Consider the following 21,050-nt stretch of genomic DNA (forward strand, 5'->3'; position numbering starts at 1 on the left):
CTTAAAACCAACCTCGCTACGGCGGGGATTTTTATTGCCTCAAGGAGCATCTATGTCCGCAGGTACTTTGTCTCTGACAAATAACTCAGCAGCAGTCACCGGCAGTGGTACCACCTTTACCACAGAACTGGGCGCAGGCGATTTTATTGTTGTGACCGTCGGCGGTATTCCATACACGCTCGCCATCAAAACCCTGAACAGTAATACCTCCCTGACGCTGGTCAGCAACTATATCGGACCCACTCAGGCTGGAGCAGCATGGTATGCCGTACCACGCGTGGCAATGAACATGGTCACCGCTGCGCTGGTGGCACAAAGCGCAGAAGCCCTGCGTGGTCTGAACTATGACAAACAGAACTGGCAAAGCATTTTCAGCGGTACAGGAAACGTCACGGTGACCCTGCCAGACGGCAGCAGCTTTACCGGCCCTGCCTGGAACAGCTTCACCCAGGCACTGAATGGCAAGGCTGACAAGGTAAACGGGGCAGTACCAGTTAACCAGGGCGGGACTGGGGCAGCAACGGCAGAAGGCGCTCGCACAAACCTTGGGTTAAATACTCTTGATGGCATGACTGGAGGGGTTGTTACTGGTTCTGTTGCTTTAAAATCACCAACAACTGAAAACAAAACTGAAATTTATCCGGGTTCAATAGAATTATCTTCATCCACCCCATTTATCGATTTTCATTACAACAACACCACTGCTGACTATACCACCAGAATTTCTGAAGATGCGGCGGGTGAATTGACAATAAAATCGAATGGAAATGCCAGATTTGGGGGAAACGGAGGATATCGTGCAAGAGCCGGTTTAACAGGCGCTAACGGAGGAAATTACTGGAACTTTAACTGGGTCTCAGGCCAGCTAAGGGCCTATGTAGATACGTCTGATTTAGGGGCTATTTCTTTTTCTTCTTCGGATCGAGAACTGAAAGAAAACATCAAATATTGTGATGAAAATGATATCCATGAGGCATTTAATGAAGTGATGCGCTGGCAGCCAGCCTCATTTGAATTCAGACCGCGAGGGGTCATCAACGATCAGAATACCCACCTTGGTTTCATTGCCAATGATTTACATAGTGTTTCTCCACAGTGTGTTGCAGGAGAGGGGTTACCTGAAGGTGCAGACATCGAATCTGATATCAGTTCTGCATACAGTCTTGAATATGCTGCGTTGATTGCAAAATTAACGATGGCAATTCAGTACCAGCAGCGTCGGATAGAAGAGCTTGAAATCAAGGTGGGCGACGCCCAAAGTTAACCACAGAGCAATGGGCTCAAGCTGGCAGGTTGATCGCAAACGGAGTGGATAGGAAGCAGGTGACGATTATTTCTGATGAAACCGTTTGCACTTTTTATAAAAAATTTCCTGCATCTAAGCCAAAGTCGATTTAATTGTGAGCATACGCGGTCATGCTGGGAAAATTTACAAAAAACATAATGTGAAGCGAGATAGAAACTTACAAACCAAACGGTGAAGCTTTGCACAGGCGTTGGAACTGCCGTGTCTTGCGCGCAAACCCGAATGAAACTACTGTATATAAAAACAGTATTCGAGGTGCGTGTAATGGAATTCTTCAGTCCTACAGAACTGAGAGAAATTATCTCTATCCCACTTTTCAGCGACTTAGTTCAGTGTGGCTTCCCAAGCCCAGCAGCTGACTATGTTGAGCAGCGCATTGATCTCAATGAGCTTTTAGTTGCACATCCCAGCTCGACGTATTTCGTCAAAGCCGCAGGGGATTCTATGATCGAAGCCGGGATCAACGACGGCGATCTGCTGGTGGTGGACAGCTCCAGGACTGCTGAGCACGGTGACATTGTCATCGCTGCAGTAGAAGGGGAGTTCACAGTCAAACGTCTGCAGCTCCGCCCGACCGTTCAGCTTAATCCGATGAACAGCGCTTATTCGCCGATTATCGTCGGCAGTGAAGACACGCTGGACGTTTTTGGCGTCGTGACTTTCATCGTTAAATCGGCGAGCTGAACATGTTCGCGCTCTGTGATGTGAATTCGTTCTACGCATCATGCGAGACGGTGTTTCGGCCTGATTTGAGGGGGCGCCCGGTTGTCGTTCTCTCGAATAATGATGGCTGCGTGATTGCGCGCAGCGCCGAGGCCAAAGCCGCCGGAATTACCATGGGTGAGCCTTTCTTCAAGCAAAAGGAGCTTTTCCGGCGCGCTGGCGTTGTTTGCTTCAGCAGCAACTATGAGCTGTATGCTGATATGTCGAACCGGGTAATGACGACACTTGAGGAAATGAGCCCTCGTGTCGAAATTTACAGCATCGACGAAGCATTTTGCGACCTGACAGGTGTTCGCAACTGCCGGGATTTGACGGATTTCGGTAAAGAGATCCGCGCTACGGTTCTGAAGCGTACGCATCTGACTGTCGGGGTTGGCATCGCGCAGACAAAAACACTCGCAAAGCTGGCCAACCACGCCGCAAAGAAATGGCAGCGGCAGACGGGTGGGGTAGTTGACCTCTCAAATGTTGATCGCCAGCGCAGGTTGCTTTCTGTGGTACCTGTAGAGGACGTCTGGGGTGTTGGTCGCCGAATCAGTAAAAAGCTAAACGCGATGGGTATTAAAACGGCCTTAGACCTTTCAGAGCAGAGTACGTGGATAATCCGGAAGCACTTTAACGTGGTACTCGAGCGCACTGTCCGGGAGCTGCGCGGCGAACCCTGTCTTGATCTGGAAGAGTTTGCCCCAGCAAAACAGGAAATCGTCTGTAGCCGGTCATTCGGCGAACGCGTTACCGACTATGAGCAGATGCGCCAGGCTATTTGCTCTTATGCCGCCCGCGGAGCTGAAAAGCTACGCGGTGAGCACCAGTATTGCCGCTTTATCTCAGCGTTCGTGAAGACTTCTCCCTTTGCGCTTAACGAACCATATTACGGTAATAGCGCCTCAATGAAGTTGCTCACGCCAACGCAGGATAGTCGCGACATTATCAACGCCGCGGTAAAGTGCCTGGACAAAATCTGGCAGAATGGGCATCGGTACCAGAAAGCCGGAATAATGCTGGGTGACTTCTTCAGCCAGGGTGTGGCTCAACTTAACCTGTTCGACGAGAACGCTCCGCGGGCCGGAAGTGAAAGGTTGATGGAGGTGCTTGATCACCTGAACGCGAAAGACGGAAAAGGAACGCTCTACTTTGCCGGGCAGGGCATTCAGCAGCAGTGGCAGATGAAGCGTGAAATGCTGTCTCCGCGTTATACAACAAGGATCTCGGATCTGCTGCGGGTAAAGTGATTCGCACGATATTTCATAAGGGCTATATGACATGAGCTACGTTGTACTGGTAAGATATAAAAGTTCAATAAGGAAATAGCCAAAATGTTAAACATAGTATTATTTTTAGTAGCATTATTACTTGTCATCGTGATTGTAAAGCTCCTTAAGCCAGGGAAAAGAGTTGCGAAGATTTTTGCAAGCTTGATTATAGCAATATTGGTTTTATGTGGAGTAGGTTATAGTATCTTGAAATATAATGAGAGCCAAGACAAGGCAGCTTATATCGAGAAGTTGAAAGTCTATTCTTCGAAAATTGATGAATATGCAAAAACACATAGTTACACTGTTGGTGATATACTTGCAGATAAATCTGGTAAATTTGACGAAGAAACAAAAAACTATTTTAAATCTCAAGTAAAAACGATTGAGCCTACTAAGAAGCTAACTATGATTGCTGATGTTGTAGCATTCGCCAATAACTATCGTAGTGCAAATGGAATTAGCACCGGGCAAACATATAGTGATTATTATTCAAGGGGGAAAACCACATTGCATCTTAATGAACCTTTGAAAGGTCAGGTAGATGTGGTGATTGTTTTCTATAATTATTTTATAGATTCCTGGGATGCTGTTAAGCTTGTTGAAAATGGTATGTACGAAGGGTGGTTATTTAAAATTTATAATTTAGATGGTACCGAGACATATAGTTTGAAAAAAGGATGGTCTCCTTCAACTAGTCATGATTATGAGATGTTTGGAGATGCAAAGGGTCGTTGATTATTTTTATCAGTAAAATCTTTTTCTTATGATTTTAAAATTGGGTTTATAAGTTCTGGTGTTTGATTCTTAACATTCCCCACGGCGCGCGACACGGCGTGCCAGATAAACTTGTCGGCCGGTACGGCACCGTCGGTCGCTATCTCTTCAGCTTCTTTCCCGCCGATATCCTGGCGCATCCACTCGCGCGCCGCTTCAGGTGACAGAACCAGCGGTCGGCGGTCGTGAATGTCGACCAGACCTTTATCAGCTGCAGACGTCACGATGAGAAAACCCTCAGCTTCATCGCCGCGCTCGAATGGCGTGCTGCCAATCGCTGCCATGAATATTGGCTGGCCATCGGCACGGTGAATAAAGTAGGGCTGTTTCTTGTCGCCTTCTTTCTTCCATTCGAACCAGCCATCAGCAAAACAGATAGCTCGGCCATGCTGCCACAAAGATTTAAACATTCTGCTGGTGGCCGCCGTCTCAACGCGTGCGTTTATCAGTGGCTGCTTATCCCACCACCCGGGCGCGTATGACCACAGGACCGGATCAAGATGCAACTGCTCGTCGCGCTCGCTCAGCAGCAGAACTTTGGTACCTGGCGAGACGTTGTACCGACCAATAGGTGCAGGGTCGTATGCGATGTCGCGATCGGCTTCATCGGCCAGGTATGCCAGATATTCTTCACGGGTTTGAGCTTGTGCAAAACGTCCACACATAGAAATCTCCAGCCAGATGTCAGACTGAAAGTATAGGGTAGGGAGAAAAAGAGGTGCGCACCGAAAGTCTATGATTTTGAAACATAGGCATGTTGATGGAAATCAGCGAGGCGGTAAAGCGGGGCGTTTCGAAACTGGAAGGAGCTACGCAAAGTTAAAGTGTTAGGCTATTTACGTTCCGAAGCGGTTATCGTTCATTAATTGAGCGAAGTGCGAATGTTTAGAGTGGGTGAAGGGGCATTTTTGAGAGAGATTCTTCCCCAAAACGATACGCAACCTACTGAATAGCATAAGGTTCTATTAGGAGTGAAAATGGTGCAAATCAATGACTTGATAACAAGTTAACTTATTGTTTAAAAAGAAGAAAAACGATATTTGGATAGTATGCTTCGCCCATATCTTCGGCGGCGGCTACGCGGCGGGATATTATGCCTACCTGTGGACGCAGATGCTGGCGGACGATGGCTATCAGTGGTTTGTCGAGCAGGGTGGTTTGACTCGCGAAAATGGACAGAGATTCCGCGATGCCATTTTGTCGCGCGGGAATAGTAGTGATTTAGCTGAACTTTACCGCCAGTGGCGTGGGCACGATCCGAGGATTGAACCGATGCTGGAGAATCGTGGATTGAGTGCTTAAGGGCTTTTTTAGTATGGGAACAGAACCGGGCGCGATGCCCGGTTTTTTTTGACCGATTTTTCTTCCCCAAAATCATTAACGCCGCATAAAGTGCCTGGATAAAATCTGGAAGGATGGCCATCGTTACCAGAACGCCGGAATAATGTTGGGTGACTTCTTCAGCCAGGGGGGGACCCCGCTCAACCTTTTCGATGAGAACGCGCCGTATGCTGGCAGCGAAAAGTTGATTGAGGTGCTCGATCACCTGAATGCGAAAGACGGGAAAGGCACGCTTTACTTTGCAGGGCAGGGCATATAGCAGTATTGGCAGATGAAACATGAAATGCTGTCGCCGAGATATACGACCAGATATTCAGATCTGCTAAGGGTCCGGTGATTTTCCCAATCTCCAGGGCCGTTATGTGCCAGGAACGGAAGTTGAACAACCATCTGAGCGATCAAAATATAACAATACTTTGATGGTGCAGCGGGTATCACTACCTTAAAACATGATATGTAAGAGGGATTGATTGCTGCCTGGAACCCAGACGGGATTTATCGTTGATGGAGCCAACTTGAGATATCCATTATGAAGAGACCAATAGCGCACAAAAATGACCGCCTGCCAGCGCCGAGAACAAATCACTTTACCCCTGAAGTGAGGCAGCGTGTTATCAATGGACTTGTTGCGACAGCTAAAGCTGACTTCGTATCCTTAGTTCACTGGCTGAAAACAGGTAAACAGAATGGTGAACCTATTCCGTTAGATAAATGCGAAAGTCTTCGAACCGCTATTCTTAATCTTGGAACCCTTAAAGCTGGTGTACAAACAGACTGGAAGCATGCGATCCAGTTGATGGAAAAAGAAATCAAAAAAAGCCACCAACTGAATGCCTCGGTTCCTGCGCCCTCACAGCTTGTTACTGGTGTTCTGAGAAATCTTAATGATATCAGCGAGAAGATCGCTGCAGGTAAAGCTGTTCCCGAGATGCTTGGCAGGCTCGAAAATATGCAGCAAATGATTGCCAACCTCAAGGGTAATGAGGGTCTGGTTAAAAGTATCAGCATTCTAAACCGAAGCGCACAGGATGCCTTGCGTGGTTATAGCAAGAAGCAGCCAAAATTAAAAATTAGGAAGCCTGAAAAAGCAAATCCTCTCCTTCGTGACGATCAATCCTTCCGGACCGAGTGTGCTCCTCTGATCGGTGAAAGCGATATTTTCATAATCGCTAGTTGCCTTATTTCAATGTCAGCTCGGTTGGGGCAGTCCCCTGTAAGCCTGGCTAAAAGAGCAGCCGCTTTAAAAGGTGTCATCAAAACTGAGCTTTTGCCCGAACTGCTGGAGTTACTCCAGCAGGATGTAGAGTTGAACGCCTTAGTACCGCTCCCCAGAGACAAAGATGACAATTCCCGCAGTGATGGTGGTAAGCTTGTTGGATTGACAGGGGTCGTTGAGGGAGGCTCTTCTATCGGTGTTGAAGCGCAGCGCATTATTACCACAGAACTTAAAAAGCTCGCGTATATCTCCGGAGTTCAGCGCGTTTATCTGGATACTGCTCGTTTAGGACTGGCTTTGGAAAACGATACGTTTAAGGTTATCGAGGAGGTAAAACGTATTGCTGCGAAGTATAATTGGAGCCCATTATCGGTTGCTGTGTATGCGACTTACAAAACCCCAGGTATAAGACCGGATCTCGCCGGAGATGTTATTACTTTACTAGCACAGGATGAGGTTCTTTCTGCGGCCGTCAGACGGTAACTTTATTTATATTAGCTCAGATTTGACCCGACATAGGTGTGGCGTAGGGCCGGACTCAATCTGACAGTCCGCTCTGTACTAAAAGTGGACTAGGAAAAGCCTAGCAATAAAGAGTTATGTTTAATAAGTACCAACTGAAATTTAATGGGTGATATATGAATTTAGATGAAGAATTTTACGAATTACAAGGACTCTTTGCTCAGAAGGATCTACTGACTGAGAAAAGGCGCTCTAGTGGCGGCGGATTCATGGAAATTCTCTTGGTGAAGAGACAGAACATGAAGATAAAAATATATCAAGAAAAAGGACATCAACTTCCCCATATTCATATTGACTATGGAAAACAAGCGCATGCTGCCAGTTATGCCATACAATCAGGAGATCGCATAGAGGGAGATTTACCTAAGAAATATGATAGCGATGTTTCTAGTTGGTTGGGGAGAAATCGTGATAAAATTTTAGAAATTTGGAATGCACTACAAGCTGGCGCACCTTATGAACCACTAATCGCAGAATTGACTGGCGGAGCGTGACTAACTAAATAATTCCCCCCTAAAAAATTCGATGTAGGAAAATATATATAAGTAAGAATCATGAGTGTCCTCTCCTCGCTCACGGCTGACCTTAAGCCCACTCCGCCTCGTGCCAAAAGCGGCAGCAGCTAATAGTAGATTGCGTGGATCAACGGAAAGCAAATAAAATAGCCGCTATTGTCACATGATGCAAATACCCCGCAAGAGTGGGGTATGAACGAAACTACAATTTTTTAATCAGGTTCTCAATATTGGCTGGTTCAAAGTAATGCGGATTAACTTCACCATTTATGAGGAAACCATCTTTAAGTAGGTCTTCAAGCTTACTCTCTATCTCTTTGTTGAAGATACCTGGATATATTCTCTTGTATGCCTGAAAGGTACCTTTCATCTTCCTGCAAGCATTCTCCGCGATTTCGAATGAGATCTCGTTCCCTGCATTGAAGACCGGTATGAAGATCTCAAGAATATCATTCTTTAGCTTCTGTTTAAGTTTCTTTTTTTCAACGATATTTGAGTAACAGATACCTAAAAAGAAGGTGAAGATACCAGGAATCCAATTGTTAACGAAAACTTCAAAAATCCCTTTAATAGACAAAGTGTCCACTATCTTACTCCTGAATTAAGATTGCGTTTCATAAAGTACAAACCCCGTGTAAGTCGGGTATTAGACTGCAGGTCGAATGTGCTATTTATTAAACAGCGTTCATGTGAAAATGCTTCACCTTTGGTGGCAAATTGCATGCGAATCCGTTTGCCGTTTGCCCTAAATAGATCCTGAACCTCATATTCAATCCATCCCTGCGGGATTGGGTGTTCGGCTGGCCACTCCTCAGAGCCAAAACATGAAGTGGCGGCCTGTGATAACGGCCAGACGGCAAAATGCTTAACACCCTTCAGCCTGTTTTCCGATAGCAGATAATCGCCGTTACCCTCCATTGGCTTAAGCGGCAGACCGAGTACCTGTACATAAAACCCGGAACTGACTTCAGCATTCTGCGAGATGGGCCCAAACCCAGCGACAAACAAAACGTCAATTCCCGGTAAATGCTGCGACATACCTGCTTCCTTAATTATCTGAAATTGAACCCTGAATTTATCCTACAACTCACTGAATCACCACGCCCAATTTTGGCATCTTAGTCACCTTTCAGCGGCAACAATCACGATCGCTTCTCGCTCTCAGCAGAACTTCCGCTCAGTGAGTTCGTCCGCTCCCCGAGCGGCTGTCGTTCCAGTTTATTCTTTTTGAAAGGTTTCCAGCCAACCTCCCTTTTTTAGATACCCATAAAAATTAAGCTATTGGCCGGTGTTGCCGATATTAGTTTCTTATGATTAAACAACGGGAAGTATGAATGAATAGTTTGTTATCGAGATCACTTTCAATTGTGTTTACAACTTTGCTACTGACGGCCTGCTCAGGCGTTCGCGACAATTCTGCAAAGTCGTACACATACCACGCTGAACATAGCATCGCCTGGAATATCAGCAATGCATCGGGTATGGATCCTTTTAGCGATGCCCTGGTCAGCCACTCTCAAAGCGAAATGTTCAGCCGCACGGATTACGATTTTACTTTTCCGATAGTGGAAAATGATAAATTAAATGAAGCGTCATTGCCTTTAACCTCGTTACTACAGTATCGGCCAACGGGTATGGGCGTGGAAGAGTGGCAAACCGATGGAATTCTGGCGTGGATCCCTACTGAACTGGCCACTACCCCCGGGGCGGCATCACTGGTGCTCTCAGATAAAATTGAATCTTCTGTGCTAGCGACCTTAAAAGAATCTAAACGCAAACATGGCGATGTCCGTAAGGGAGAGGGATATAATAACTGGTTAGGAAAATACGTGTTTCAGACCAATGAATCCCGCTATCTGGTCGTTAAATTTGCAGATAAAGATGCGGGATGTGAGCTTCCAAAAAATGGATATTATGATCCTGCAAGCCAGAATAGTCCGACCTGCGGCTTTTACACCAGCTTCCACGACGCAGAAAAAATTGTTCGCACTCCTGACTTCATAGGTGCGAATGCGACCGGGAAAAGTTATCTCGTAAGGCACGATGGGTTAAATGGAAGTCACCTCAGCCCGGTATTTATAAACAGCGCCGGACAATCGGATGCAAAAAATCAGCGTATGAATTATGCCTTCATGCAACAAGTTAGTCGCCATCTTCCAGCGTGGGTAATTATCTACCTCTCACCCAAAGAAGATAAGGGTTTACCTGCCGTTGTATTACAGCAAGGGAAAGTGCATTTTTTCTTTCGCGAAAAATAAAGCTGATCGCATCAGCGGTTGATCTTAATGTCCGCTTCGTGCCAGAAGCGGACATTTCTCGCTGTTAGGTGCAGGAAAAATCGTGTTTTTAGGCTTAGGAAAAGGCATATGGGTATGCCGAATCTGAAAGCCTAAATCCTGATAGTTTTTCTCCAGTTGCCGCCACTAAAATAATTACAATTCCTGAGCCGTTGGTCTGAAAATAATTTCACTTACACCAACATCTTCTGGTTCATTAATTGCGAAGGCTACCATGCGTGCAAAGGTTTCTGCTGGCACGCCAACATTTTCAACGTAATCCTGGTTTGCAGCCTTAACATCTTTATCCGTTATATGCTCCAAAAGTTCTGTTTTAACAGCACCGGGGGAGACTAACGTGACGCGAATGTTATGTGCCGCCATTTCCTGGCGCAAACCATCGGTTAATGCACGAACAGCAAATTTTGTCGCCGAATAGACAGCAGAACTCTGGAAGACAAGGTGTGCAGCAACAGATGCGGTGTTAATGATATGACCTGTTTTTTGTGATTTCATATAAGGCAACACCGCAGCAATCCCGTGTAGAACCCCGCGCAGATTGACATCAATCATCTGATTCCATTCATCGACATTTCCCTGTTCAAGGCGGGAAAGTGGCATCAGGCCGGCATTATTGATAAGAACATCTACACGACCGAATGTGTTGACCGCAGTCTCAATGAGGTTGTTTACGTCATCAAGTTTCGTCACATCGGTTGCGACGGCGATGGCTTCTTTATTCTGCTTTTGGAGCTCACTCGCAATGGCCTCTATGCGGTCTATTCTCCGCGCAGCCATCACAACCTTTGCTCCTTTTTCAGCAAGATAACGTGCAGCCGCTTCACCCATACCGCTTGATGCGCCCGTGATTACAATTACTTTGCCTATGATGTTATCTGTCATTTTTACTCTTCCTGAATAGGAGATGGGCTGTTGTCACCACTATCAGACTGAGATCAGGTTCAATCTCTTCAGACTTCAGTGACACATTCCTGAACAGGGATAATCTTAGCAGCAGAGCATTAATTCGATAATGCGTATAAATTTATATTGATTATGAGTACAGCTCATTAATTGGAGATACGTTACGGGTAGTTCGTGTGAGCAGTAGGATCTGCAGCCGTTATTCCCGCGTCGATATTGCCTGGTTGAGAGCCGGTTGCGCCCCCCCTGGTTTAGCCTCCGCACGGGTTAGACTCCCTTCGTGGGTGACGGTAATGAAATAAAGGAGGTCATTCAGATTACGTTTCATCGGTGAAATACTCACAAAACATAACTATAGCTTATAAGCCCATTAAGCATTCATTAGCTAGTCAGCATACTTCTTTCGTGTAGAATTTCCAGTAAAAGAGGAGTCAGGAGATAAGCATACGGATCTGAATCCATTTGATAAATTGACTTCTTTTTAAAACCTTATCTAAAATAATCATTGATGCTGCACCTGAAAGGTGCAGCACATTTGCGGGAGAGAATCTGGATGAAAAAAATATTATTCCTGTTATTTGTTATCATCACGAGCTTTTTATTCCCGGTTCGTGCCAGTAATTCTTTGCAACCAGACAAGGAAGAAGCCGTGACCATTAAAATGACTATCAATCAGCAAACTTTTTACGTTGAACTTAAGAATAATCCAGCCGCAAAGGCATTTATTGAACAGCTTCCCCTGACTCTAACGATGGAGGAACTTAACGGGAACGAGAAATTTGCTGATCTGCCCCGTCCCTTACCGACCCGCCAGGTCAAACCTGGAACCATTAATCAGGGCGATCTCATGTTATATGGCCATCGTACCCTGGTACTTTTTTATGAGACCTTTCAGACAAACTACGGATACACACCCGTTGGTAGAATAATAGCGCCAGAAAATCTTGGTAAACTAGCAGATGAAAAAGAAGTAATAGCAACGTTTACAGCAGATAAAAAAGGTTGACCTGTATTATCAAACACTGAATCTGGATTACCTTTAGACGCAAATGCTGGCAGACGATGGCTATCAGTGGTTTGTTGAGCAGGGCGGCTTAACCCGCGAGAACGGGCAGACATTCCGCAAGGCGATTTTGTCGCGCGGGAGCAGTAGTGATTGAGCTGAACTTTACCGCCAGTGGCGTGGGCACGATCCGAGATTGAACCGATGCTGGAGAATCGTGGATTGAGTGCGTAGCGCTTATTCAGGTCAGAAACCAAACCGGGCGTGATGCCCGGTTTTTGTTTGATTATGTCTTACCCACAACTTTAATTATTTATGCCGTGTAAAAGGTATAAAAATTTCTGATGCCGTATGAAACATTTTAATAATTGCCGAATATGATGTAATTCGTAATGACCATTAATGTGGGATGAGATATAACATGTTTTGAAAAATTAACATTCTCATAACGTCATTAAGGTTAAGCAAATGAAGCAGGTTGGTATTGTTGGTTGGCGAGGAATGGTGGGCTCTGTTTTGTTACAAAGAATGGTCGAAGAGAACGACTTCGACAATATTTCCGCGCATTTTTACAGTACTTCCAGTGCAGGTGCCGCTGGTCCCGTCATTGGTGGCGTCAACCACACACTCAAAGATGCTAATTCTATTAGCGCTCTGGCCGAAATGGATATCATCATAACCTGTCAGGGCGGGGATTATACCAAAGCAATTTATCCGGCGTTGATTAGCCATGGCTGGCAAGGTTACTGGATTGATGCGGCCTCAGCGCTCCGGATGGATGAAAAAGCCTGCATTATTCTCGACCCAGTCAACCGCACAAATATCGATCGTGCCATCAAAGAGGGAATTAAACTTTTTGTTGGGGGCAACTGTTCCATTACGCTGAGTCTTATGGGACTGTCAGGGTTAATTAAAGCTGACCTGATAGAATGGATGAGTGTGATGACCTATCAGTCTGCATCCGGAGCGGGTGCTAAATATGTCCGGGAATTAATTGCTCAAAGCGCTTATATCAGTAAACATTTATCTTCTGATGAGCTGGAATCCTCAGGTTCAGTGCTTCCTTTAGTCAATAAAGTGAGTGAATTAATTACCAGTGCTAACATGCCCATCCAGAATTTCGGCGCGCCTTTAATGGGCAGTATTATTCCATGGATTGACAGCGATTTAGGGGATGGTAATAGCAGAGAAGAATGGAAGGGTGAGGCAGAAACGAACAAAATTCTTGGTCTCTCTCCGGGTACGATTGCAGTAAATGGCTTGTGTATTCGGGTCGGTGTGATCCGTTGCCATAGTGCTGCAATAACCCTGAAGCTCAAGCGTGAAGTCAGCGAAGAAGAATTTGCAGAGCTTGTGACGCATTCCCATCCATGGGTTAACTATGTGCCCAATAATAAGGATGACAGTGTCAGTAAATTGACTCCCGCTAACATTAGCGGTTCGCTGCAGGTGGGTATTGGCCGTTACAAGAAAATGTCGCTTAACAATGACCCTATATACTCGGTTTTGACGGTCGGCGATCAGCTGTTGTGGGGCGCTGCGGAACCCTTGCGACGGATGTTGAATATTCTGCTTGGTAAAGTCTAATCACGCTCACACGGTCATGGCGCGCTGCGCGTAAGGCGTGGGTTTAACGAGAAGCTGGAGACTGAACTCCAGCCTCTAGGAATGGGTTTCAATCTGAGGCCGTTTCGCCTGGGGCTTCCTTTAATGATTCGATACTTATCTCTGAGTCATTAGTTTCGAGTAGCTGGGTTAATAAAATCAGGTTATTGAATTCGTTCAGTAACATTTCAGCGTCGGATTTGAGCGGCGTATCTGCTGCTTCAAGCGCCGCGTTGATCGCTTTTCTGACATTCTCGAGCATTTCGTTCATACCGCCATTTTTACCAATGGTCAGTAACAACGCGCCTATCAACAAAGACTGTGCTTCTACTTTGGCCGCCAGCTCTTTAGCTTCAGCGTCCATTTTGGAAATTTTTGCGATAACACTGAGTATCAAGTTTTTCATAATGCCCCCTTATTTTCTTTGCGAGATTAACTCCTTAATAAATTTTGAGCGAGGTTTATTTTATGGCGACAGCAATTGTCTTTGTTGATGAAGCAGGGCACGGTGCCAGCAGTGATCAACACCGTGCGCTTCCTGTTAACGGAAGAAGTCTGCCAGGGCCTCACTCAGGGCCTGAGGTTGTTCATCCGGAATGAAATGACCGCAATGAGCAAGCGTAATGCCACTCACCGTCTCTGCAAACTGGCGAAGCGGGGCAGCCATATCGGCAATCGAACCCTGATCGGCACTGACGGCCAGCAGCGGCACCCGAAGTTTTTGCGTTTCAGCCAGCGTTCGGTTCTGAACAGCGGAGACCGCCGCTTCTCTGTAAGGGGCCAGCCCGGCACGCAGCGCCCCGTTTTGCTGCATCAGGCGGACATACCGGGCGATATCCGCATCGCTAAAGGCCATCGGACTGGCGGTTTTTCGCCGCAGGAACCATTCGAGGTAAATCTCTTCACGCCCGCTAATTAAGGCTTCCGGCAGGTCGGGGAGAAGATGAAACGCGAAGTGCCAGGTTTTCCAGGCTTTTTCTGGCGTCGCGGGCAGGGCGTCCGGCAAAGTAATACCCGGGATACCGGCATCAAGCAGAGCCAGCTTGATTACCTGCTGTTCATAACGCAGGGCATACGGCCAGGCAACCCATGCACCTACATCGTGGGCGGCCAGGTAATGTCTTGTGATCCCAAGTGCCTGCACCAGCCCAAAAACCGAACTGGCCAGCGTGAGGGTATCGTAGCCAGACTGTGGCTTATCGGAGTCGCCCTGGCCCGGGAGGTCGAGTGCGATGATATCGTAACGATCGGCTAAAAGAGCCATCACCTTATGCCAGGCAAACCCGCTTTGCGGGAAGCCTGCAAGCAGCACGATTGTTTCACCTTGCGTCTGTCCGCCTCTGACATAGTGCAGACGAACCCCATCGACCGTTGAGTAATAGTGCGCAAAACCGGGCAAGCCCGCGACAGGCTGCGACCACGGAAGGGGGATTGAATTCTCAGACATGACTACCTCCAGCTATTTAGGAAATGATCATTTCCTTTATGGGTAAATTTTTTAGGCGAGTAGCGCCATCACCGTCTCTACCAGCCGTTCGCGTGCCGGTAATTCTCCGGCTTTGCCCGCCACACGCATGCCCAGGACCAGGCACAGCAGAACGCCGCTCAATGCCTGCGCGTCGTGTCGCGAATTAACTGAACCGTCCTGCATACCCTGTTCGATCAGCTGGAGGATCGCGTGCTGATTTCGCGCAAGCGCGCTCTGCACCAGCCCGGCAATTTCGCCGTCAAACTGACTGAGTTCAAGGGTGCTGCCGACCACCAGGCAGCCGCGGCGCCCTTCGACAGCGCTGGCCGATTCAAGATAAAAGTTCAGCAGCTCGGCTATTTTGGCCCGGCCATCAGGATGTCGCGCCAGACGCTCGCGCAACGATTGATTGCGCAGGGAGGTATAACGTGCGAATACCTGCAGGAACAGGCCACGTTTATCGTGAAAGGCTTTATAAATACTGCCCGCAGTGAGCTGCATCGCGTCGCTCAGGTCACTAATCGACGCGCTGTGGTAACCCTTTTCTCTGAATACCGGCATCGCCAGATCCAGGGCCGCATCAAGATCAAACTGCCGCGGACGTCCGCGCTCGCGTGCGTTCTGTAGCTTCTCAGGCATTGTGCTCATCATTTAGGAAACAATCGATTCCTAAATACTCCCATAAATGGGCGTATCTGGAAAGCGTGAAGTTCTATAAAAAGAGTTTGCCGCGGCAGAAGAGTGGAGTGGTCATTTTAGCTTCAACACGCTCCGGTATACTGCATCGTGATTTTAACAGGGCGTCGAACGTACAGGCCGTCGCTAACAGAGCCAGCCAATATGCAAAAGGCAGGAAGTATGTCTCTTCGTTCACTGCGGGCGTTGTGCCTGACAAGTTTTTTCATTGCTGATGTTCGCGATGGCCTCGGGCCCTTTCTCGGCATCTTCCTGACGGAACGTCACTGGACCCCGGATGATATCGGCATCCTGATGACCGCCGGGGGGCTGGCGGGATTACTGGCAACGCTGCCGGCGGGATTTATTACGGATACCTCCCGCAATAAGCGTTCGGTTCTGGCACTGCTTTGTATCGCCATTACGCTGAGTACGCTGCTGCTCTGGTTTAGTCAGCAGAGCGGCGTCGTCGCCGTCTCGCAAATTATCACCGGTATCTGCGCGGCGTTTGTGGGGCCACTGATTGCGGGTATTACGCTGGGTCTGACGGGCCCGAACGGGTTTAGCGCGCAGATGGGGAAGAACGAGGCGTTCAACCACGCCGGCAATTTCCTGACGGCGGTGATTGCGGGCGGCATTGCCTGGTTCTGGGGCGTCGGGGGCATTTTCCTGCTGATGACCTGTACGACGCTTCTGACGTTGTGCGCGCTGCTTGCCATTCGTCATACAGACATCGACAACGATGCGGCGCGAGGGTTGACCTCTTCAGCCCGTCAACCGGTCCCCGGCGTCGCGGTGCTGATTAAAAACCGGGCGCTGTTGATAACCGGGCTGACGCTGCTGCTGTTCCATCTGGCCAATGCCGCACTGCTGCCGATGCTGAGCATGAGGGTTGCTGCGGCACCGGCAACCATCAATCCCGGATTATTTGCGGCGGCCACCGTCATCATTTCTCAGGCGGTGATGATCCCCGTCGCCATTGGGGTGGCAGGCCGAATTGAGCGCTACGGTTACTGGCGTTTCATCATGCTGGCCCTGCTGATCATGCCCGTTCGGGCGGCGCTGGCAGCCTCCACAGACGCCCCGTTGATGATGATCCCGGTACAAATTCTTGATGGTCTGGCCGCGGGGATCCTGGGCGTTGTCGTGCCGTCGTTTATCGTGGTGCTGTTGCGCGGGAGTGGGCACGTGAATGCCGGGCAGAGCGTGGTCATGCTGATGCAGGGTGTCGGGGCAGCAATGAGCCCGGCGTTAACCGGCACGATTGCCGGTCATTACTCTTTTGCGACGGCCTTTAGCGTGCTCAGCGCCATTGCGCTGCTGGCTGTCCTGCTCTGGTGGCGCTTTGCTCACCGGTGCTGGAAACCAGACCGGGCGTAGCTGGCCGGGCAGGGCAGAGCCGCACCCGGCACACGGGTTTACACGATAGCGTTAGGGCACTCTTCACCCTTTTCCAGCTGCTGCAAGTTCCCCAGCGTGGTTTCTGAAATGCTGATCAGCGCTTCGGCAGTCAGAAACGCCTGGTGTCCGGTGAACAGGACGTTATGGCAGGCAGACAGACGGCGGAATACGTCGTCCTGGATCACGTCATTAGATTTGTCTTCAAAGAACAGATCGCGCTCATTCTCATACACGTCCATCCCCAGCGCGCCAATCTTCTGGGTCTTCAGCGCTTCAATAGCGGCCTGGGAATCAATCAACCCGCCGCGGCTGGTGTTGATGATCATCACGCCATCTTTCATCTGGTCAAACGCCGCCTGGTTGAGCAGGTGGTAGTTTTCCGGCGTCAGCGGACAGTGCAGGGAGATAACGTCAGACTGTGAAAACAGCGTCGGCAGGTCGACATATTCCACGCCCAGATCCAGCGCGGCAGCGCTTGGGTAAGGATCAAACGCCAGCAGACGCATACCAAACCCTTTCAGAATGCGCAGGGCGGCGACGCCAATCTTACCGGTACCGATTACGCCCGCGGTTTTACCGTACATGGTAAAGCCGGTCAGTCCTTCCAGAGAGAAGTTGGCGTCACGGGTACGCTGATAAGCACGGTGAATACGACGGTTCAGCGACATCATCATACCGATGGCATGTTCTGCGACCGCTTCCGGAGAATATGCCGGGACGCGGACCACCTTCAGCCCCAGCTCTTTTGCGGCATCAAGATCCACGTTGTTGAAGCCAGCGCAGCGCAGGGCGATATATTTCACGCCCTGTTTTTTCAACTCTTCCAGCACCGGACGGCTGCCATCATCATTCACAAAAATGCAAACGCCTTCACAGCCGTGCGCCGTTTTGGCGGTTTTTTCGGACAGCAGAAAGTCGAAAAATTCAAGCTCAAACCCGTAAGCCTCGTTAACATGTTGCAGATACTTTTTGTCGTACTGCTTTGTGCTATATACCGCGAGTTTCATAAGACTTTCTCCAGTGATTTTGCATTCACGTTAGCATGATTGAAATTATCTTACAATTTCTGAAATATTATTGAATTCAATAAGTTCTATCAATTATTTTAGAGCATCTATCCTTAAATTTGGCATTCTCTTCAACTGACTGGCTAAACATGCGACAATGATCGGCACTGTCGGCTTAATTCTTTCGCTAAATCAGGATATTAACTGCCCATGAGGGGTACATACAAAGCCGCAATCGCGCTCTTACTGCTGTTCATTCTGGTGCCGCTGACGCTGCTGATGACCCTTGCCCAGTGGGTACCAACCATTGCCGGGATCTGGCTTCCTGTCGGGACACGCATCGCCTTTGAACAAAGTCCCAGACTCACGCGTCATGCCCTGATCATCCCCGATCTTCGCTATCTTGTGGATGACTGCGAAATTGCCCGAGTCGATAACGCGACCCTGTCGCACCCCAGCCGCTGGAAACTGGATATCGGCGCGCTCGAACTGAACTCCGTTTGCCTCAATAAAATTCCCCAGTCCGCACCGTCTACGGTCGCGCCCAAAACGCTGGCGCAGTGGCAGGCGGTGTTACCGAATACCTGGCTTACTGTCCATCGTTTGACGCTCTCGCCCTGGCAGCAGTGGCAGGGAGAACTTCAGGCGTCGCTGACGCCTGCGCGTCAGGAGATTACCTACAAAGGTGAGCAGGTCAGCATTAAAGGGATGCTCCGCGGTCAGACCCTCTCTGTCACCCAGTTCGATGTACATCTTCCCGTCCAGCCACAGCCGATAAAACTGGTGGGACAATTCACCCTGCCGCTGGTGCCGGACGGCGTGCCGGTTAAAGGCCATGCGGTTGCGACCTTTAACGTGCCACAGTTAACCTCGCTGGTCGATGCCGATCTCGACTGGGAAGCCAATCAGGGGCAACTGGTGGTCATGGCGCGGGATAACCCCGATCCGCTGCTCGATCTGCCGTGGCAAATAACCGCGGAACAGCTGAATATCAGTGACGGACGCTGGAACTGGAACCTTTCCGGCATGCCGCTGAGCGGGCGGGTTGGCCTTCGTGTCGATAACTGGCAGGCGGGGCTTGAGAAAGCGACCCTGACCGGGCGTCTGAATGTGCTCACTCAAGGGGATGCGGGGAAGGGCAACGCGGTGCTGAATATCGGACCGGGCAGGCTCAGTATGGAACAAAGCGACATGCCGCTTCATCTGAGCGGCGAGGCGAAACATAACGACCTGGTGCTCTATGCCAGACTGCCGGCAAAACTGACCGGAAGCCTGTATGAACCGCAGCTCTCCTTTGAGCCGGGCGCGCTGCTGCGCTCACGTGGTCGCATTATCGATTCACTGGATATTGATGAAATTCGCTGGCCGCTGGCGGGCGTTAAGCTGACCCAAAAGGGGGTCGATGGACGCCTGCAGGCCATTTTGCGGGCGCACGAGAACGAGATGGGTGATTTTGAACTGCATCTGGATGGCCAGGCCAGTGACTTTTTACCCGACAACGGCTTGTGGCAGTGGCGCTACTGGGGCAAAGGGGGCTTCACCCCAATGAATGCGCGCTGGGATGTTGCCGGAAAAGGCGAATGGCGCGACAAACTTATTGAGCTGACCGCGCTTTCAACCGGTTTTGACCAGCTCAAGTACGGTGCCATGGAGGTCAGTAAACCCCGTCTGGTGCTGGATAACCCGGTGCGCTGGTACCGCGATCCTGACAAGCCGACGTTCAGCGGAGCGCTGTCGCTGAATGCCGGGCAAACCCGTTTCAGCGGCGGCAGCGTATTGCCGCCGTCGGTGCTGACCTTCAGCGTAGACGGAACAGACCCGACACTGTTCCAGTTCAAGGGCGATCTGCATGCTGATGCTATCGGACCGGTACAGGTTAACGGACGCTGGGACGGGGAACGCCTTCGCGGGCAGGCCTGGTGGCCGAAACAATCGCTCACCGTGTTCCAGCCGTTGATCCCGCCAGACTGGAAAATGACGCTGCGTGACGGCGAACTGTATGCGCAGGTGGCCTTCTCGGCCGCCGCGGGTCAGGGCTTTGAGGCGGGCGGTCACGGCGTACTGAAAGCCGGTAGCGCATGGATGCCAGACAACCAGATCAACGGCGTCGACTTTGTCCTGCCGTTCCGGTTTAGTGAGGGCACCTGGTCGCTGGGAACGCGCGGCCCAGTAACCTTGCGGATTGGCGAGGTGGTAAACCTGGTGACCGCGCGGAATATTACGGCGGATCTGCAGGGTGACTACCCCTGGAGTGAGGCGAACCCGCTTCTGCTCACCAATGTGAAGGTGGAAACCCTCGGCGGAAAAATCACCATGCAGCAGTTGAGGATGCCGCAACACGATCCGGCGCTGTTGCGGGTAGACAATATCTCCTCCAGCGAGCTGATCAGCGCTGTTAATCCGAAGCAGTTTGCGATGTCTGGCCCGGTGAGCGGGGCGCTGCCGTTCTGGCTGGACAATGAAAAATGGATCATCAAAGATGGCTGGCTGACCAACCCCGGCCCGATGACGCTGCGTATCGATAAAGACACGGCGGACGCCATCGTAAAAGATAATATGGTGGCGGGCGCCGCAATTAACTGGCTGCGCTATATGGAAATTTCTCGCTCGTGGACAAGAATCAATTTAGATAATCTGGGTGAATTAACCATGCAGGCGACCCTTAAGGGAACCAGCCGGGTAGAGGGTAAAAGCAGCTACGTTAATCTGAACTATACCCATGAAGAGAATGTCTTTACCCTCTGGCGCAGCCTGCGTTTTGGAGACAACCTGCAAACCTGGTTTGAGCAACACGCGGCAATACCTGGTATCCGCAGTTCGACTGGCAAGGAAAGTGAGGAACAACAATGAAAAAGATGGCTGGTGTGCTCACCGTTGCCGTTGCCGCGCTACTGACCGGCTGTACGCCGCGCATTGAAGTCGCCGCGCCGAAGGAGCCGATTACCATCAATATGAATGTCAAAATCGAACATGAGATCCACATTAAGGTCGATAAAGACGTTGAAACCCTGCTGAAATCACGCAGCGATCTGTTCTGA

General features: G+C 49.4%; 21 protein-coding genes and 4 pseudogenes. 16 read left to right on the forward strand and 9 right to left on the reverse strand.

What is annotated here, in order from left to right; translation table 11 throughout:
- Window positions 1-52: 52 nt before the first annotated feature.
- The 5 genes and pseudogenes from BJP35_RS15295 (at window position 53) to BJP35_RS15315 (ending at window position 4,020) form a co-directional block, all read left to right on the forward strand.
- Window positions 53-1,264: a tail fiber domain-containing protein gene (locus tag BJP35_RS15295; protein ID WP_086463394.1), complete on the forward strand. Its 1,212-nt coding sequence runs from the start codon at window positions 53-55 to the stop codon at window positions 1,262-1,264.
- Window positions 1,243-1,398: pseudogene (locus BJP35_RS15300) on the forward strand (helix-turn-helix domain-containing protein); the annotation flags it as partial. The gene BJP35_RS15295 and the pseudogene BJP35_RS15300, both read left to right, overlap by 22 nt.
- Window positions 1,399-1,570: 172 nt before the next feature.
- Window positions 1,571-1,990: a translesion error-prone DNA polymerase V autoproteolytic subunit gene (locus BJP35_RS15305; protein ID WP_086463395.1), complete on the forward strand. Its 420-nt coding sequence runs from the start codon at window positions 1,571-1,573 to the stop codon at window positions 1,988-1,990.
- Between the two features lie 2 nt (window positions 1,991-1,992).
- Complete coding sequence (locus BJP35_RS15310) at window positions 1,993-3,261, forward strand: Y-family DNA polymerase (protein WP_086463396.1); 1,269 nt, start codon at window positions 1,993-1,995, stop codon at window positions 3,259-3,261.
- Between the two features lie 84 nt (window positions 3,262-3,345).
- Window positions 3,346-4,020: a hypothetical protein gene (locus BJP35_RS15315; protein WP_086463397.1), complete on the forward strand. Its 675-nt coding sequence runs from the start codon at window positions 3,346-3,348 to the stop codon at window positions 4,018-4,020.
- A gap of 26 nt (window positions 4,021-4,046) precedes the next feature.
- On the opposite strand, the gene BJP35_RS15320 is transcribed toward BJP35_RS15315, so the two are convergent.
- Complete coding sequence (locus tag BJP35_RS15320; RefSeq protein WP_086463398.1) at window positions 4,047-4,724, reverse strand: SOS response-associated peptidase; 678 nt, start codon at window positions 4,722-4,724, stop codon at window positions 4,047-4,049.
- A gap of 349 nt (window positions 4,725-5,073) precedes the next feature.
- Here BJP35_RS15320 and BJP35_RS15325 point away from each other — a divergent pair, with 349 nt between their 5' ends.
- The 4 genes and pseudogenes from BJP35_RS15325 to BJP35_RS15340 all read left to right on the forward strand — a co-directional run bounded on the left by BJP35_RS15325 (window position 5,074) and on the right by BJP35_RS15340 (window position 7,632).
- The gene (locus tag BJP35_RS15325) at window positions 5,074-5,361 is read left to right on the forward strand and encodes a M3 family metallopeptidase (RefSeq protein WP_256971788.1); all 288 of its coding nucleotides are present in this window, start codon (window positions 5,074-5,076) and stop codon (window positions 5,359-5,361) included.
- An 85-nt stretch (window positions 5,362-5,446) separates the two neighbouring features.
- Window positions 5,447-5,737, forward strand: a pseudogene (locus BJP35_RS24460) (DUF4113 domain-containing protein); the annotation flags it as partial.
- Between the two features lie 192 nt (window positions 5,738-5,929).
- Window positions 5,930-7,099 carry a hypothetical protein gene (locus BJP35_RS15335; protein ID WP_020884257.1) on the forward strand — a complete coding sequence of 390 codons (1,170 nt, stop codon included), beginning with the start codon at window positions 5,930-5,932 and terminating at the stop codon, window positions 7,097-7,099.
- A gap of 155 nt (window positions 7,100-7,254) precedes the next feature.
- Window positions 7,255-7,632 carry a DUF4160 domain-containing protein gene (locus BJP35_RS15340; protein WP_047744578.1) on the forward strand — a complete coding sequence of 126 codons (378 nt, stop codon included), beginning with the start codon at window positions 7,255-7,257 and terminating at the stop codon, window positions 7,630-7,632.
- A gap of 223 nt (window positions 7,633-7,855) precedes the next feature.
- On the opposite strand, the gene BJP35_RS15345 is transcribed toward BJP35_RS15340, so the two are convergent.
- Together BJP35_RS15345 and BJP35_RS24655 are read right to left on the reverse strand one after the other, a co-directional pair.
- Window positions 7,856-8,239 carry a hypothetical protein gene (locus BJP35_RS15345; RefSeq protein WP_047744579.1) on the reverse strand — a complete coding sequence of 128 codons (384 nt, stop codon included), beginning with the start codon at window positions 8,237-8,239 and terminating at the stop codon, window positions 7,856-7,858.
- Entirely contained in the window at window positions 8,239-8,691 is a 453-nt protein-coding gene (locus BJP35_RS24655; protein ID WP_240485688.1) for a glyoxalase, read from the reverse strand. The genes BJP35_RS15345 and BJP35_RS24655 overlap by 1 nt, the downstream gene beginning before the upstream one ends.
- Window positions 8,692-8,987: 296 nt before the next feature.
- Between BJP35_RS24655 and BJP35_RS15355 the strand changes: the two genes are divergently transcribed.
- Window positions 8,988-9,911, forward strand: a complete 924-nt coding sequence (locus tag BJP35_RS15355) for a hypothetical protein (RefSeq protein ID WP_131797440.1) — start codon at window positions 8,988-8,990, stop codon at window positions 9,909-9,911.
- Between the two features lie 174 nt (window positions 9,912-10,085).
- Here BJP35_RS15355 and BJP35_RS15360 read toward each other — a convergent pair whose 3' ends face one another.
- Both BJP35_RS15360 and BJP35_RS24660 read right to left on the reverse strand, forming a co-directional pair.
- Window positions 10,086-10,832: an SDR family oxidoreductase gene (locus BJP35_RS15360; protein ID WP_047744581.1), complete on the reverse strand. Its 747-nt coding sequence runs from the start codon at window positions 10,830-10,832 to the stop codon at window positions 10,086-10,088.
- Window positions 10,833-11,055: 223 nt separating this feature from the next.
- Window positions 11,056-11,181: pseudogene (locus BJP35_RS24660) on the reverse strand (LysR family transcriptional regulator); the annotation flags it as partial.
- Between the two features lie 225 nt (window positions 11,182-11,406).
- Between BJP35_RS24660 and BJP35_RS15365 the strand changes: the two are divergent.
- From BJP35_RS15365 to asd, 3 genes and pseudogenes are all read left to right on the forward strand, one after another.
- On the forward strand, window positions 11,407-11,859 hold the full coding sequence (locus BJP35_RS15365; protein WP_020884254.1) for a cyclophilin-like fold protein: 453 nt from the start codon (window positions 11,407-11,409) through the stop codon (window positions 11,857-11,859).
- A 37-nt stretch (window positions 11,860-11,896) separates the two neighbouring features.
- Window positions 11,897-12,090 (forward strand): annotated as a pseudogene (locus tag BJP35_RS15370) (M3 family metallopeptidase); the annotation flags it as partial.
- Between the two features lie 234 nt (window positions 12,091-12,324).
- A complete protein-coding gene (gene asd, locus BJP35_RS15375; RefSeq protein WP_047744582.1) occupies window positions 12,325-13,443 on the forward strand; it encodes an aspartate-semialdehyde dehydrogenase in 1,119 nt (372 codons plus the stop codon).
- A gap of 88 nt (window positions 13,444-13,531) precedes the next feature.
- Here asd and iraP read toward each other — a convergent pair whose 3' ends face one another.
- The 3 genes from iraP to BJP35_RS15390 all read right to left on the reverse strand — a co-directional run bounded on the left by iraP (window position 13,532) and on the right by BJP35_RS15390 (window position 15,568).
- Window positions 13,532-13,867: an anti-adapter protein IraP gene (gene iraP / locus BJP35_RS15380; protein WP_014169912.1), complete on the reverse strand. Its 336-nt coding sequence runs from the start codon at window positions 13,865-13,867 to the stop codon at window positions 13,532-13,534.
- A gap of 135 nt (window positions 13,868-14,002) precedes the next feature.
- Window positions 14,003-14,908 (reverse strand): alpha/beta fold hydrolase, encoded by a 906-nt coding sequence (locus tag BJP35_RS15385; RefSeq protein WP_014169913.1) that lies wholly within the window; start codon window positions 14,906-14,908, stop codon window positions 14,003-14,005.
- Window positions 14,909-14,959: 51 nt separating this feature from the next.
- Window positions 14,960-15,568: a TetR/AcrR family transcriptional regulator gene (locus tag BJP35_RS15390; RefSeq protein WP_073971016.1), complete on the reverse strand. Its 609-nt coding sequence runs from the start codon at window positions 15,566-15,568 to the stop codon at window positions 14,960-14,962.
- 219 nt (window positions 15,569-15,787) lie between these two features.
- Here BJP35_RS15390 and BJP35_RS15395 point away from each other — a divergent pair, with 219 nt between their 5' ends.
- The gene (locus BJP35_RS15395; RefSeq protein ID WP_047744584.1) at window positions 15,788-16,984 is read left to right on the forward strand and encodes an MFS transporter; all 1,197 of its coding nucleotides are present in this window, start codon (window positions 15,788-15,790) and stop codon (window positions 16,982-16,984) included.
- A 38-nt stretch (window positions 16,985-17,022) separates the two neighbouring features.
- Here BJP35_RS15395 and BJP35_RS15400 read toward each other — a convergent pair whose 3' ends face one another.
- Window positions 17,023-18,012, reverse strand: coding sequence for a 2-hydroxyacid dehydrogenase (locus BJP35_RS15400; RefSeq protein ID WP_014169916.1), 990 nt, complete (start codon window positions 18,010-18,012; stop codon window positions 17,023-17,025).
- Window positions 18,013-18,222: 210 nt separating this feature from the next.
- Between BJP35_RS15400 and BJP35_RS15405 the strand changes: the two genes are divergently transcribed.
- Together BJP35_RS15405 and BJP35_RS15410 are read left to right on the forward strand one after the other, a co-directional pair.
- Window positions 18,223-20,862, forward strand: a complete 2,640-nt coding sequence (locus tag BJP35_RS15405; RefSeq protein WP_047744585.1) for a YdbH family protein — start codon at window positions 18,223-18,225, stop codon at window positions 20,860-20,862.
- Window positions 20,859-21,050 carry a YnbE family lipoprotein gene (locus tag BJP35_RS15410; protein WP_014169918.1) on the forward strand — a complete coding sequence of 64 codons (192 nt, stop codon included), beginning with the start codon at window positions 20,859-20,861 and terminating at the stop codon, window positions 21,048-21,050. The genes BJP35_RS15405 and BJP35_RS15410 overlap by 4 nt, the downstream gene beginning before the upstream one ends.

The organism is Enterobacter sp. J49 (assembly GCF_002148625.1).
GTDB classification, from domain to species: domain Bacteria; phylum Pseudomonadota; class Gammaproteobacteria; order Enterobacterales; family Enterobacteriaceae; genus Enterobacter; species Enterobacter ludwigii.

What these genes read in the sequence shown, in the direction of transcription:
- BJP35_RS15315 (WP_086463397.1), top strand. Translation starts at nt 3,346, where the DNA reads ATGTTAAACATAGTATTATTTTTAGTAGCATTATTACTTGTCATCGTG.
- BJP35_RS15390 (WP_073971016.1), bottom strand. Translation starts at nt 15,568, where the DNA reads ATGCCTGAGAAGCTACAGAACGCACGCGAGCGCGGACGTCCGCGGCAG.
- BJP35_RS15340 (WP_047744578.1), top strand. Translation starts at nt 7,255, where the DNA reads ATGAATTTAGATGAAGAATTTTACGAATTACAAGGACTCTTTGCTCAG.
- iraP (WP_014169912.1), bottom strand. Translation starts at nt 13,867, where the DNA reads ATGAAAAACTTGATACTCAGTGTTATCGCAAAAATTTCCAAAATGGAC.
- BJP35_RS15310 (WP_086463396.1), top strand. Translation starts at nt 1,993, where the DNA reads ATGTTCGCGCTCTGTGATGTGAATTCGTTCTACGCATCATGCGAGACG.
- BJP35_RS15405 (WP_047744585.1), top strand. Translation starts at nt 18,223, where the DNA reads ATGAGGGGTACATACAAAGCCGCAATCGCGCTCTTACTGCTGTTCATT.
- BJP35_RS15400 (WP_014169916.1), bottom strand. Translation starts at nt 18,012, where the DNA reads ATGAAACTCGCGGTATATAGCACAAAGCAGTACGACAAAAAGTATCTG.
- BJP35_RS15365 (WP_020884254.1), top strand. Translation starts at nt 11,407, where the DNA reads ATGAAAAAAATATTATTCCTGTTATTTGTTATCATCACGAGCTTTTTA.
- BJP35_RS15360 (WP_047744581.1), bottom strand. Translation starts at nt 10,832, where the DNA reads ATGACAGATAACATCATAGGCAAAGTAATTGTAATCACGGGCGCATCA.
- BJP35_RS15335 (WP_020884257.1), top strand. Translation starts at nt 5,930, where the DNA reads ATGAAGAGACCAATAGCGCACAAAAATGACCGCCTGCCAGCGCCGAGA.
- BJP35_RS15385 (WP_014169913.1), bottom strand. Translation starts at nt 14,908, where the DNA reads ATGTCTGAGAATTCAATCCCCCTTCCGTGGTCGCAGCCTGTCGCGGGC.
- BJP35_RS15410 (WP_014169918.1), top strand. Translation starts at nt 20,859, where the DNA reads ATGAAAAAGATGGCTGGTGTGCTCACCGTTGCCGTTGCCGCGCTACTG.
- BJP35_RS15305 (WP_086463395.1), top strand. Translation starts at nt 1,571, where the DNA reads ATGGAATTCTTCAGTCCTACAGAACTGAGAGAAATTATCTCTATCCCA.
- asd (WP_047744582.1), top strand. Translation starts at nt 12,325, where the DNA reads ATGAAGCAGGTTGGTATTGTTGGTTGGCGAGGAATGGTGGGCTCTGTT.
- BJP35_RS15355 (WP_131797440.1), top strand. Translation starts at nt 8,988, where the DNA reads ATGAATAGTTTGTTATCGAGATCACTTTCAATTGTGTTTACAACTTTG.
- BJP35_RS24655 (WP_240485688.1), bottom strand. Translation starts at nt 8,691, where the DNA reads ATGTCGCAGCATTTACCGGGAATTGACGTTTTGTTTGTCGCTGGGTTT.
- BJP35_RS15320 (WP_086463398.1), bottom strand. Translation starts at nt 4,724, where the DNA reads ATGTGTGGACGTTTTGCACAAGCTCAAACCCGTGAAGAATATCTGGCA.
- BJP35_RS15395 (WP_047744584.1), top strand. Translation starts at nt 15,788, where the DNA reads ATGTCTCTTCGTTCACTGCGGGCGTTGTGCCTGACAAGTTTTTTCATT.
- BJP35_RS15295 (WP_086463394.1), top strand. Translation starts at nt 53, where the DNA reads ATGTCCGCAGGTACTTTGTCTCTGACAAATAACTCAGCAGCAGTCACC.